This is a genomic window from Burkholderia sp. BCC0044 (assembly GCF_902832955.1).
Lineage (GTDB): Bacteria > Pseudomonadota > Gammaproteobacteria > Burkholderiales > Burkholderiaceae > Burkholderia.
This window is the reverse complement of record NZ_CADFDO010000003.1, coordinates 1,179,153-1,191,419: the sequence shown is the minus strand read 5'-3', so window position 1 is coordinate 1,191,419 and position 12,267 is coordinate 1,179,153. Positions and strand designations below refer to the sequence as shown.

The 12,267-nt window shown below is 66.8% G+C and carries 14 protein-coding genes; 11 read left to right on the top strand and 3 right to left on the bottom strand.

The window, feature by feature from the left end; genetic code table 11:
* Positions 1-4 precede the first annotated feature (4 nt).
* From HWX14_RS22365 to HWX14_RS22355, 3 genes are all read left to right on the top strand, one after another.
* Positions 5-472 carry a hypothetical protein gene (locus tag HWX14_RS22365; protein ID WP_175884527.1) on the top strand — a complete coding sequence of 156 codons (468 nt, stop codon included), beginning with the start codon at positions 5-7 and terminating at the stop codon, positions 470-472.
* Positions 473-578: 106 nt separating this feature from the next.
* Entirely contained in the window at positions 579-719 is a 141-nt protein-coding gene (locus tag HWX14_RS22360) for a hypothetical protein (RefSeq protein WP_175884526.1), read from the top strand.
* An 87-nt stretch (positions 720-806) separates the two neighbouring features.
* On the top strand, positions 807-1,385 hold the full coding sequence (locus HWX14_RS22355; protein ID WP_175884525.1) for a peroxidase-related enzyme: 579 nt from the start codon (positions 807-809) through the stop codon (positions 1,383-1,385).
* Positions 1,386-1,463: 78 nt separating this feature from the next.
* On the opposite strand, the gene HWX14_RS22350 is transcribed toward HWX14_RS22355, so the two are convergent.
* On the bottom strand, positions 1,464-2,342 hold the full coding sequence (locus HWX14_RS22350; RefSeq protein WP_175884524.1) for an SDR family NAD(P)-dependent oxidoreductase: 879 nt from the start codon (positions 2,340-2,342) through the stop codon (positions 1,464-1,466).
* Positions 2,343-2,509: 167 nt separating this feature from the next.
* Positions 2,510-3,088, bottom strand: coding sequence for a TetR/AcrR family transcriptional regulator (locus HWX14_RS22345; protein ID WP_175884523.1), 579 nt, complete (start codon positions 3,086-3,088; stop codon positions 2,510-2,512).
* A 202-nt stretch (positions 3,089-3,290) separates the two neighbouring features.
* On the opposite strand from HWX14_RS22345, the gene zwf reads away from it, so the two are divergent.
* Positions 3,291-4,766, top strand: coding sequence for a glucose-6-phosphate dehydrogenase (gene zwf / locus HWX14_RS22340; protein WP_175884522.1), 1,476 nt, complete (start codon positions 3,291-3,293; stop codon positions 4,764-4,766).
* A 70-nt stretch (positions 4,767-4,836) separates the two neighbouring features.
* Here zwf and HWX14_RS22335 read toward each other — a convergent pair whose 3' ends face one another.
* Positions 4,837-5,778: a LysR family transcriptional regulator gene (locus tag HWX14_RS22335; RefSeq protein ID WP_175884521.1), complete on the bottom strand. Its 942-nt coding sequence runs from the start codon at positions 5,776-5,778 to the stop codon at positions 4,837-4,839.
* 101 nt (positions 5,779-5,879) lie between these two features.
* Here HWX14_RS22335 and HWX14_RS22330 point away from each other — a divergent pair, with 101 nt between their 5' ends.
* From HWX14_RS22330 to HWX14_RS22300, 7 genes are all read left to right on the top strand, one after another.
* Complete coding sequence (locus tag HWX14_RS22330; RefSeq protein WP_175884520.1) at positions 5,880-7,082, top strand: MFS transporter; 1,203 nt, start codon at positions 5,880-5,882, stop codon at positions 7,080-7,082.
* A gap of 28 nt (positions 7,083-7,110) precedes the next feature.
* Entirely contained in the window at positions 7,111-7,434 is a 324-nt protein-coding gene (locus HWX14_RS22325) for an adenylate cyclase (RefSeq protein WP_175884519.1), read from the top strand.
* A 19-nt stretch (positions 7,435-7,453) separates the two neighbouring features.
* Positions 7,454-8,404 carry an LLM class oxidoreductase gene (locus HWX14_RS22320; protein WP_175884518.1) on the top strand — a complete coding sequence of 317 codons (951 nt, stop codon included), beginning with the start codon at positions 7,454-7,456 and terminating at the stop codon, positions 8,402-8,404.
* 149 nt (positions 8,405-8,553) lie between these two features.
* Positions 8,554-9,360 carry a 2,5-didehydrogluconate reductase DkgB gene (gene dkgB, locus HWX14_RS22315; RefSeq protein ID WP_175884517.1) on the top strand — a complete coding sequence of 269 codons (807 nt, stop codon included), beginning with the start codon at positions 8,554-8,556 and terminating at the stop codon, positions 9,358-9,360.
* Positions 9,361-9,428: 68 nt separating this feature from the next.
* A complete protein-coding gene (locus tag HWX14_RS22310) occupies positions 9,429-10,544 on the top strand; it encodes an alkene reductase (RefSeq protein ID WP_175884516.1) in 1,116 nt (371 codons plus the stop codon).
* A gap of 20 nt (positions 10,545-10,564) precedes the next feature.
* Positions 10,565-11,527, top strand: a complete 963-nt coding sequence (locus HWX14_RS22305; protein WP_175884515.1) for a cyclase family protein — start codon at positions 10,565-10,567, stop codon at positions 11,525-11,527.
* A gap of 138 nt (positions 11,528-11,665) precedes the next feature.
* On the top strand, positions 11,666-12,184 hold the full coding sequence (locus tag HWX14_RS22300) for a DUF3455 domain-containing protein (RefSeq protein WP_175884514.1): 519 nt from the start codon (positions 11,666-11,668) through the stop codon (positions 12,182-12,184).
* Positions 12,185-12,267: the final 83 nt, after the last annotated feature.

Sequence of the window (12,267 nt, the reverse complement as noted above, 5' to 3'; positions counted from 1 at the left end):
CTGCTTGGCTAGCGCTATCTCGGCAAATAATAAGCCAAACTTCGAAATCGTCGCAACCCAAAAATGCGATCACGAAGCGTGCATTGTTTTGATACGCTCAAACAATATCGACAATCAAATTATCACCTCAAGACTTCGCCTCCAAGTCAACTTAGTCGCATTGGACGGACAAGCCTCAAAAAATATGGCCGGATTTATTGACATTGAATTCTCCCCAAACGAATCCGGTCCCGGCGCCCTTGTGTTGAATACAAAAACGGAGCAAATCGCCTTCGTTAGAAACATCAGTTTCGTTTGCCCTCTTAATCTGGATGCGATGAAATTACATCTCGTGTCTGAATTAAAGGGCAACGGTCTCTTGCATGTCTTACAGTCTCGTGACACTGATACCATGGCCATGGCAAATTTTGAGATAAAGGGTAATCGGGATTCCTTGCTACGGCTGGCAAAGCCTGCGTGCACCAAGTTCTGAACGCGACGAAAGGCCCGATACGTCGCAAGGCCCGTGACGCATCTCCGAGCCAACGAAGCGGGACATGTGTGGCACATTGGAAGAGCGCTCATGGCTCGATATAGCCATGCCCTTCATTCCACGCTGCGTCACACTCATGGGTGTCGACAGCGCCATCCCAGGCGGCTTGAGCGGCACCATGCCGCGCGGCGAGAAGTTGATGAACAACCTGATGTGCGGCCGCATCATCGTCGACGTCAACGCATGACGCCACTGGCAACCGGCGATGTTTTCTTTTTCCGGCAGGCGGCTCGTACATCGAGACCGCCCATGCCTGTTCTATCAAGGAGACCTCATGACCGCTTCCGACAACGCGCCCGTCAGCCGCTTCCCGGTGCCGGCGCTCGAAGACCTGCCCGACGACATTCGCGAACGCATCGCCGCCGTCCAGGAAAAATCGGGCTTCATCCCGAACGTGTTCCTCACTCTCGCGCATCGCCCGGACGAGTTTCGCGCGTTCATGGCGTACCACGATGCGCTGATGGACAAGCCGGGCAACCTCAGCAAGGCCGAACGCGAAATGATCGTGGTGGCTACCAGCGGCGTGAACCAGTGTCAGTACTGCGTGATCGCGCACGGCGCGATCCTGCGCATTCGCGCGAAGGATCCGCTGATCGCCGACCAGGTCGCCACCAACTACCGCAAGGCCGACATCACCGCGCGACAGAAGGCGATGCTGGACTTCGCGATGAAGGTGTCGCAGAGCGCGCATCAAGTGGGCGAGCCGGACTTCGACACGCTGAAGTCGCACGACTTCACCGAAGACGACATCTGGGACATCGCGACGATCTCGGCCTTCTTCGGGATGTCCAATCGCATCGCGAACGTGACCAACATGCGGCCCAACGCGGAGTTTTACGCGCTGGGCCGCTGAGAACATCGGTCGCGACGTCCGGCGACCCGGCTTGCGCGCTCGACGCGCTCGCCCCGCCGCCCACGACGATGGCCGCCGTTACTCGACCGCCTTGAACGCCGCCTCCAGCCCGTCCGGCAGCTTCGCGTCCGGAAACTGCGTCGACAGCGTCGCGTCCCGCCACCGCGCCGCCTCTTCCGCGCGCTGCCGTTCCGCCTGCTCGCAGACGAACAGCGCATCGCCGCCGAGCAGCAGGCGCATCGGCACGTCGTCGCGGCGCGACAGGTCGACGATCAGCGCCGCGATCCGTGCGGGATCGCCGATTTCGTGGCCGCCGTACGCGCCGAGCAGCTCGAGGATCTTGCCGACCGACGGCTGATAGTCGGCCAGCAGATCGTCGACGCCGCGCTTCGCCTGCGCGGCCCATTCGGTCCGCATCCCGCCCGGTTCGAGCGTGCACACGCGCACGCCGAACGGCGCGACTTCCTTCGCGAGCACGTCGCTGAAGCCGCCGACCGCCCACTTCGCGGCCTGATACGCGGACAACCCGGGCGTCGACGTGCGCCCGCCGACCGACGACACCTGGAAGATGTGCCCCGCGCGCTGTGCACGCATCGTCGGCAGCACCGCGCGCGTCAGGTTGATCACGCCGAACAGGTTCGTTTCGACCTGGTCGCGGAACACGTCGGCGCCCATCTGCTCGAACGGCGCCGTATGGCCGTAGCCCGCGTTGTTCACCAGCACGTCGATGCGGCCGAACGCGGCGCGTGCCGCCGCGACGGCCTGCTCCGCCGCCGCTTCGTCGGTGACGTCCAGTTCGACCGGCAGCAGGCGGTCGCCATACCGTTCGGCCAGATCGGCCAGGCCCGCCGGGTCGCGCGCGCCGGCCACCAGTCGGTCGCCCGCCGCCAGCACGGCTTCCGAAATCGCTCGCCCGAGGCCGCGCGCGGCCCCCGTTACCAACCAGACTTTCGACATTTTCCACTCCTTGATCGTGGTGAAACGATGAAAATGAATGATTACTCACTCATTAATAGGGGCGATGAAGCGATCCTTCCTGACCTGCATCGCCCTCTCCGATACTCACTGCCCGCCAAAGGGCGACACGCGCAACCGCACGCGTCGCCATGACGTCCATGCTCGACTCACACCGTGTGCAACACGGCCCACATCGCGCGAAATCCGGCTTCCCGGTACGCATCGGCCCGCGCCGGATCGCGTGCGATGGATTCCATCGCGGTTTCCGCGATCGACGTAAACAACGCCGAGCAGAACGCATGCGCTTCGTCGCGGTTCAGCGCGCCCGACGCGGCGACCTGTTCGCGCAGCAGCGTGCCGAGCCCGCCGAAGCCTTCGGCGCCGGCCGCGCGATGCGCGTCGTCGACGCGCCCGCTCACGCTCAACTGCCGCAGCGCGCGCCGGCCGTCCGGATTCGCGACGCCCCACGACACATAGCCGTTCCACGCATGCCGCACCGCCTGCTCGGCCGGCGCGTGTTCCGGAAACCCGGTCATCATCGCCTCGCGCAGGCCGGCCTTCAGGCTCAGATACAGCGCGTTCAGCAACGCATCCTTGGTCTCGAAGTACGTGAACACCGTGCCTTCCGCCACGCCGGCCAGCCTTGCGATGCGCGCGGTCGTCGCGCTCGCGCCGTCCTCGGCGAGCGCCCGCGCGGCCGCGGCGAGGATGGCTTCGTGCTTGTCGGGACTGCGCGGTCGGGCCACGTTCGATTCCTTTAATGAGTGAGCGCTCAATCATAATCGGACCATGATCGGGAAGGCAAGCGCTGTTACATCGGGGGGAACGCATACGCAAACCATCAAAACGGTGCACTATTGCGTTTTGCCGTACCGGCGCCGGCGCATCCGGCGCCTCATTGCCCTCGACGTTCGTTTCACGTTCACCGTTTCAAACCGCGAACCTCCCATGACGAATCAGCCTTCCCAGACCGCGGCCGACCGGCCCGTCGACATGATCATCTTCGGCGGCGGCGGCGACCTGGCCGCCCGCAAGCTGTTGCCCGCGCTGTACATGGCGCACCTGCACTGCAATCTTCCGCCCGAGACGCGCATCATCGCCGTCGGCCGCCGCGACTGGGGCATCGACGGCTATCGCAAGTTCATGGACGAGCAGTCGCGCCCGTTCATCGACGAGAAGGCGTTCGACGCCGATGCGTGGAGCCGCTTCCTCGACCTGTTCAAGTACGTGCTGATCGACGTGAACGCGCCGGACGACTACCTGCGCCTCGCCGAAGCGGCGCGCGGCGACGCGGTGCGCGTGTTCTACCTGTCGACGTCGCCGGAGCTGTTCACGACGATCTGCGACAACCTGTCGGCCGCACACCTCGTCGACGCGCACTCGCGCGTCGTCCTCGAAAAGCCGCTGGGCCACGATCTCGCGTCCGCGAAGGCGATCAACAACGCGGTCGGCAAGCACTTCGAGGAATCGCAGATTTACCGGATCGACCACTATCTCGGCAAGGAAACCGTGCAGAACCTGATGGTGCTGCGCTTCGGCAACCCGATCTTCGGGCCGCTGTGGCAGGCGCCGAACATCCGCAGCGTGCAGATCACGGTCGCGGAAACGGTCGGCGTCGGCAGCCGCGCGGGCTTCTACGACCATACCGGCGCGCTGCGCGACATGGTGCAGAACCATCTGCTGCAACTGCTGTGCATCGTCGCGATGGAGCCGCCCGTGTCGCTCGACCCGGACGCGGTGCGCGACGAGAAGCTGAAGGTGCTGCGCTCGCTGCGGCCGATGTCGCTGTCGGACGTCGCGCGCGACACGGTGCGCGGCCAGTACACGGCCGGCGCGGTCGACGGCCAGCCGGTCAAGGGCTATCTCGAGGAAGACAACGTGCCGGCGGACAGCCGCGCGGAAACCTTCGTCGCGCTGCGCGCGCACATCAACAACTGGCGCTGGGCGAACGTGCCGTTCTTCCTGCGCACCGGCAAGCGGCTGCAGCGCCGCCAGTCGGAAATCGTGATCGAGTTCGCGGACATGCCGTTCTCGATCATCCCGACCGGCCCGCGCAATTACGGCAACCGCCTCGTGATCCAGCTCCAGCCGGAAGAGTCGATCCAGCTGCAGATGCTCGCGAAGGAGCCGGGCAGCGGGATGAACATGGTGCCGGTGAGCCTGAACCTCGACCTGCAGCAGGCGATTCCGGAACGGCGCGCGGAAGCGTACGAACGGCTGCTGATCGACGTGATCCGCGGCCGCCTCACGCACTTCATGCGCCGCGACGAACTCGAAGCCGCGTGGTCGTGGGTCGAGCCGATCCTCGACGGCTGGAAGCAGCTCGGCGACCGGCCGCGCCTGTACACGGCCGGCACGTTCGGCCCCGCGGCTTCGTCGGCGCTGCTCGCGCGCGACGGAATGTCGTGGGCCGAAGAGGCGTAACGCCAGCACGACGGCGTGCCGCCGCGCGGCACGCCCGTTCCCGAAAGGCGGCGCCGCCTGCGCCGCGTCGCTACTGCGGCTCCATCCACGCGGCCTTGCGCCGCGCCGGCGCATCGCCGCCGCTGCCGCCGCCCAGCACCTCGATCAGGTAGTCGACGAACGACGCGATCCGCGACGAGATCGCGGTATTGCGGTAGTAGACCGCGTGAATCGGCTGCTGGACGTCGAGCGTCTGGCGCGCGAGCACCTGCACGAGCCGCCCGGCCTCGCGATCCTGCGCGGTCACGAAATCCGACAGACACACGACCCCGGTGCCCTCCAGCGCGAGCTGCCGCAGCGTCTCGCCGCTCGACGACCAGACGTCGGGTTCGATGCGGTAGGGCTCGCCGTCCGCGCCGAGAATCGGCCATACGTTCAACGATTCGGGCTGCGTGAAGCCGAGCAGCGCGTGCTTCGGCAGATCCTCGACCTTGCGCGGCTGGCCGTGCGCTTCGATGTAGTCGGGGCTCGCGAGGATGCGCACCCGGCTGTTGCCGATGCGCCGGCTGTGCAGCGTCGAATCCTTCAGCCGGCCGATCCGGATCGCGACGTCGGTGCGCCGCTCCAGCAGGTCGATGATGCCCTCGTTGCTGTTCAGCTCCAGTTCGACCTTCGGGAAGCGCTCGCGGTAGCCGCGCACGAGCGGCACGATCACGTGCAGCATGAACGGCGTCGCGGCGTCGACGCGCAGACGCCCCGACGGCATCTCGCGCCGCGCGAGCATCTGCTCCTCCGCGTTCTCGACCGATTCGATGATCGCGCGCGCGTCCTGCAGGAACGCGCGCCCTTCCTCCGTCAGTTCGAGCCGGCGCGTGGTCCGGCGCAGCAGCGTGGTCTTCAGCTTTTCCTCGAGCCGCGCGAGCGTGCGGCTCGTGGCCGACACGGTGAGGTCGAGCTGCTGGGCGGCGGCGGTGATCGAACCGGTGTCGACCACGGCGGCAAAGGCCTGGAGTTCGTCGAGCGTGATCTTCATTGTTGATTTGAAATCAAAACAATTTGGTTTATAGACGAGTTTTTCAGCAAAAGTAAAGGCGGCACACTGCGATCCATTCCTACTGAAACCTGGATCCCGTCATGCCACTCGCGTTGCTTGCGCTGACCATCAGCGCCTTTGCCATCGGCACCACCGAATTCGTGATCGTCGGGCTGATCCCGACGATCGGCGCCGACCTCGGCGTCAGCCTGCCGTCCGCCGGCCTGCTCGTCAGCCTCTATGCACTGAGCGTCGCCATCGGCGCGCCGCTCCTCACCGCGCTCACCGGCCGCGTGCCGCGCAAGGCGCTGCTCGCCGGGTTGATGGCGCTCTTCACCGTCGGCAACCTCGTCGCGTGGCAAGCGCCCGGCTACGAATCGCTGATCGTCGCGCGCATTCTCACCGGCCTCGCGCACGGCGTGTTCTTCTCGGTCGGCTCGATCATCGCGACCACGCTCGTGCCGAAGGAGAAGGCCGCCAGCGCGATCGCGACGATGTTCAGCGGGATGACCGTCGCGTTCGTCGCCGGCATTCCGCTCGGCACCTTCATCGGCCAGCACTTCGGCTGGCGCGCGACGTTCCTGATCGTCGCGCTGTTCGGCCTCGTCGCATTCCTCGGCGCGGTCGCGTTCGTGCCGCGCGGGCTGCCGCAGACGCCGCCCGCCCCGCTCGCCCGCCAGCTGCGCGTGCTGGCCCAGCCGCGCCTGCTGCTCGTCTATGCGATGACGGCCGTCGGTTACGGCGGTTCGCTGATCGCGTTCACCTATATGGCGCCGCTGCTCGAACAGATCGCCGGCTTCACGCCGTCGCAGGTCAGCCTCGTGCTGGTCGGCTACGGCGTGTCGGTCGCGGTCGGCAACGTGTGGGGCGGCAAGCTCGCGGACGCCGTCGGCCCCGTGAAGGCGCTCAAGCGGATCTTCCTGCTGCTCGCGATCGTGCTGCTCGCGCTGACCTTCACGATCCACGTGAAATGGCTCGCGGTGCTGACGATGCTCGCGTGGGGCGCCGTCGCGTTCGGCAACGTGCCGGGGCTGCAGGTGTACGTCGTCAAGCAGGCGCGCCACTTCGCGCCGGACGCCACCGATGTCGCATCGGGCTTCAACATCGCCGCCTTCAACCTCGGCGTGGCCGGCGGCTCGTCGCTCGGCGGCCTGATCGTCGCGAACGTCGGCCTCGGCCACACGCCGTGGATCGCCGCCGTCGTCACGCTCGGCGCGTTTGCGCTCACCGCATTGAGCGGCCGTCTCGACAGCCGTCAGGGCCTGCCGGCACGCACGGCCGAACCCGTCGAACTCGCCCATTGAACGTCACCTTTTCACAGGAGCCACCAGCATGAACGCATCGACCCAACGTCCGCCGTTCGCCGGCAAGACTTTCGAAGTCCGTTACGACGGCCTCACCGCGCTCAACGCGTACGACGAGGACGGCCTCCACATGCGCTACGAGATCACCGAAGGCCCGTACGCGGGCGCGAAGGGTGAAGTCGAATACACGTGGCAACTCATCGCCGGCGAGGCCTACGCGATCTCGTGGCAGGAAGCCGATCGCGCCACCGTCGTGCACATCGACGATTTCGCCGCCGGCACGTCGCGCTCGTTCTTCACCGCGGCGTCGCTCGATTTCTACCGGCTCGACGGCAGCCTGCGCGCGGTCTGAACGGACGGAGCTGCCAACCATGCCCACTTCACTCGACACGCTCGCCGCCGGCGGCTTCAGCATCGGCATCGAACTGCCGCTCGACAACGACTGGACCCCGTCCGGCAACGCGAAACGCCGGCATGACGGCCGCCACCCCGGCGTGCCCGACCTCGACATCCACGCGGAGCTCGCGCAACTGGCCGACACGCTCGGCTTTCGCGCGCTCTGGGTGCGCGACGTGCCGGTGTACGACCCGTCGTTCGGCGACGCCGCGCAGGTGTTCGAAACGTTCTCGTATCTCGGCTACCTCGCCGGGATCACGCGCGACATCCTGCTCGGCACCGCGGCCGTCGTGCTGCCGCTGCGCGAACCGCTGCTGACGCTGAAATCGGCGGCAACGATCCAGGAACTGAGCGGCGGGCGCCTGCTGCTCGGCGTCGCGAGCGGCGACCGGCCGGTCGAATATCCGCTGTTCGGCCGCGATTTCGACACGCGCGGCGCGAACTTCCGCGACCAGATCGCGCTGCTGCGCGACGGCGCGCGCCGGCATCTGCCGCCCGGCCTGGAAGTGCTGCCCGCCGCCCGTTCGCCGGTGCCGCTGCTCGTCGCGGGCCTCGCGCAGCAGACGCCCGCGTGGATCGGCGAGCACATGGACGGCTGCCTCGCGTATCCGGGCACGCCGGCCGATCACCTGCAGCGCGCCGCGAACTGGCGCGCGGTGGCCGGCGACAAGCCGTACGTGAGCTTCATCCACCTCGACCTCGCGGAAGATCCGCACGAACCGCTGCAGCGGCACCGCTTCGGCGCCCGCGCGGGACGCATCGCGCTGACGGAAGAACTCGCGGCGATGCGCGACGCGGGCGTGCAGCACATCGGCCTGCATTTCCGCCGCAACCGGCGGCCGCTGGACGAGACGATGGCCGAGATCGCAGCGGACGTGCTGCCCGCGTTCCATTCGAAGACGAATCCGCAGACGCGCGCCGCATAAGGCCGGACACGGCCCGCACGCGCCCCGGCACGACCAATATTTGACTTCAAATCAAATATTTTTGACTTATGAAGGCGTTTATCTCATCAGTCTGAAGCGCCAGAATGACTTCCATACCGCAATCGTTCCCCCTCTTTCAGGAGCACATGATGAGCAAGATTCCCGCATTCGGCCTCGGTACGTTCCGCCTGCAAGGCCAGGTCGTCATCGACTCGGTCCGCAACGGCCTCGAAGTCGGCTACCGCGCGATCGACACCGCGCAGATCTACGGCAACGAAGCCGAAGTCGGCGAAGCGATCGCCGCGTCGGGCGTGCGCCGCGAAGACCTGTTCCTCACGACGAAGATCTGGGTCGACAACTACGCACCGGAGAAACTGGCGGCCAGCCTCGAGGAAAGCCTGCGCAAGCTGCGCACCGACGTCGTCGACCTGACGCTGATCCACTGGCCGGCCCCGGGCAACGGCGTGTCGATCGACGCGTTCATGACCGCGCTGGCCGACGCGAAGACGAAGGGCCTCACGCGCCAGATCGGCATCTCGAACTTCAACATCGAACTGACGAAGGAAGCGATCGCGGCCGTCGGCAAGGACGCGATCGCGACGAACCAGATCGAACTGAGCCCGTACCTGCAGAACCGCAAGCTGGTCGAGTTCCTGAACGCCGAAGGCATCCACGTGACGTCGTACATGACGCTCGCATACGGCAAGGTGCTCGGCGATCCGGTGATCGGCGCGATCGCGCAGCGTCACAACGCGACGCCGGCGCAAGTCGCACTCGCGTGGGCGCTGCAACTCGGCTACTCGGTGATTCCGTCGTCGACCAAGCGCGAGAACCTCGCGAGCAACCTGCTCGCGCAGACGCTCCGCCTGACCGACGAAGACATGGCGCAGATCGCCGCGCTCGAGCGCAACGGCCGCGAAGTCGACCCGGACGGTCTCGCGCCGAAGTGGGACTGAGCGGGCTGCACTTTCATCCGATATGACCCGTCCGCGGCCCGCCGCCGCGGCACCGACAGGAATTCACCATGACCCAGGACCCGCTTTTCCAACCGCTGCGACTCGGCGCGCTGACTTTGCCGAACCGCATCGTGATGCCGCCGATGACGCGCTCGCGCGCGAGCCAGCCCGGCGACGAAGCCAACGAACTGATGGCCGCGTATTACGCGCAGCGCGCGAGTGCGGGCCTGATCGTCAGCGAAGGCACCTACATCGCGCCGCTCGGCAAGGGCTATGCATGGACCCCCGGCATTCACACGCCGTCGCAGGTGGCCGGCTGGCGCAAGGTGACGGACGCCGTGCATGCCGCGCACGGCCGCATCTTCGCGCAGCTGTGGCACGTCGGCCGGCTGAGCCACACGAGCCTGCTCGGCGGCCAGCAACCCGTGTCGTCGTCGCCGCTCCAGGCGAAGGGCGTGAACGTGTTCGTCGCCGGTGAAGACGGCAGCACGCCGGGCTTCGTGCAGGCGTCCGAGCCGCGCGCACTGTCGATCGACGAGATCCGCGAGATCGTCGACCAGTACCGCGCCGCCGCCCGCCACGCGATCGAAGCCGGCTTCGACGGCGTCGAGCTGCACGGCGCGAACGGCTATCTCGTGAACCAGTTCATCGACTCGAACGCGAACACGCGCACCGACGCGTACGGCGGCTCGCTCGAAAACCGGCTGCGCTTCCTGCGTGAAGTCACGCAGGCGCTGATCGAAGGGACCGGCGACGCATCGCGCGTCGGCATCCGCCTCGCGCCGCTGACCACGCTGAACGGCTGCGTCGACGACGATCCGGAAACGACCTACCTCGCCGCCGCGAAGCTGCTCGGCGAACTCGGCGTCGGCTACCTGCACATCGCGGAAGCCGACTGGGACGACGCACCGCTGATGCCGGTCGCCTTCAAGCAGCAATTGCGCGCCGCGTTCCCGGGCGTGCTGATCTATGCCGGCGCGTACACCGCCGAGCGCGCCCGCGAAGCGATCGCCGCCGGCTGGGCCGACCTCGTCGCGTTCGGCCGCCCGTTCGTCGCGAACCCCGACCTGCCCGAACGCCTGCGTACCGGCGCGGCCCTCACGCCGCACGACCGCAACACGCTGTTCGGCGGCGGCGCGCACGGCCTGACCGACTACCCGACGCTTGCGGAAGCCGCGGCGTGATCGAACCGAAGGAATCCGTCATGAAAGCAACGCTCGCCCGGCTCGTGCTCGCCGCGATCCTGCCGTTCGCGGCAGCCCAGGCGGCGCACGCCACGCCGGCCGCCCCCGCGGCCGACTGGTATCCGTCCGTCTACGGCGCCGATGACGAAATCGGCGCGGCCAACCTGCTGACGCCCGACGTCGTCAAGCAGGCGGTCGGCCTCGTGCAGGCCGGCAAAACCTATCCGCTCGCCGTGCCGGTGGACAAGAACCTGCCGGCGTTCCGCCATCGCAGCTTCCGGCTGTACAACGTGCAGGTCGGCCAGCAGGCCGGCAAGAGCCTCGGCCCGAACCAGTTCACGTTCAACGACGAACTCGTCAACGCATGGGCCGGCGTCGGCACGCAGTTGAACGGCATCGGCCACATCGGCATCGACAACGTGTACTACAACGGCAACCAGGCGGCCGATTTCGTGACCGTCGACGGCGTGAAGAAGCTCGGCGTCGAGAAGGTGCCGCCGATCGTCACGCGCGGCGTCGTGCTCGACATGACCGCCCACTACGGCAAGCCGATCGTGCCGGGCGGCACGGAATTCACGGTCGCCGACATCCAGGCCGTGCTGAAGAAGCAAGGGCTGACGCTGCGCAAGGGCGACGTCGTGCTGTTCAACACCGGCTGGCTGGAGCTGATCGGCAAGGACGACAAGCAGTTCCTCGAAGTCGAGCCGGGCATCGGCATGGAAGCGGCGAAGTGGCTGGCCGACCAGGGGATCGTCGCGTTCGGCGGCGACACGTGGGCGTCGGAGGTCTATCCGAATCCGCACACGCGGGACGAATTCCCGATCAACCAGTACATGCTCGCGAAGCGCGGCATCTACAACCTGGAGCTGATCGACAGCCGCGCGCTGGTGCGCGACCACGCGTGGGAATTCCTGTTCGTGCTCGGCCAGCCGCTGTACGTCGGCTCCACGCAGGTCAACGTCAACCCGGTCGCGATCCGCTGATCGCGCATCCGCCCTCCGGCAATCGCGGCGACTATCGCCGCGATTGTCATTTCCGCATTGCAGCCTGGGCGATCGGCGTCTAACGTTGACGGGATCGACGCCGTACGACCGTCACCCGACCTGAAAGGACGCCCCGTCATGCCAAGCCGCTCCCCGACACGCGACATGCTGCTGGCCCTTGCGGCCGGTTTTTCCCTCGCGGCTTTTACCGCGCCTTCGCACGCCGACGAGCCTGCCGGCCTCACGGCGCCAGCGCCGGCCACGCCGGTGCTGTCGACCACCGCAAGCGGCTTGCAGGTCTACACGTGCGAATACGATGCCGAACACCGGCTCGCGTGGACATTCCAGCACCCCGAAGCGCTGCTGTTCGATGCCGGCGGTACGCTCGTCGTGCGGCACGGCGCGGGGCCGTCGTGGGAAGCGCTCGACGGCAGCCGCATTACCGGCAAGAAGCTCGCGGAAGCGCCGAGCGCCAGCCCGGCCAGCGTTCCGCAACTGCTGCTCGCGGCGACGCCGGCCGCCACCGGCACGCTCGCCGGCGTGCGCTTCGTGCAGCGGCTCGACACGGCGGGCGGCATGCCGCCGGCCGCGACGTGCACGACCGAGCATGCGGTCGGTCGCTTCCCGTACTTCGCGCGCTACGTGTTCCTGAAGTGACGCGCACGGCGTCGCAAGCGACGGGCATCATCCCGTCGCCGTTCGCCACGCCTCCCTTTAATCAGTTTTCCTATATTTGATAC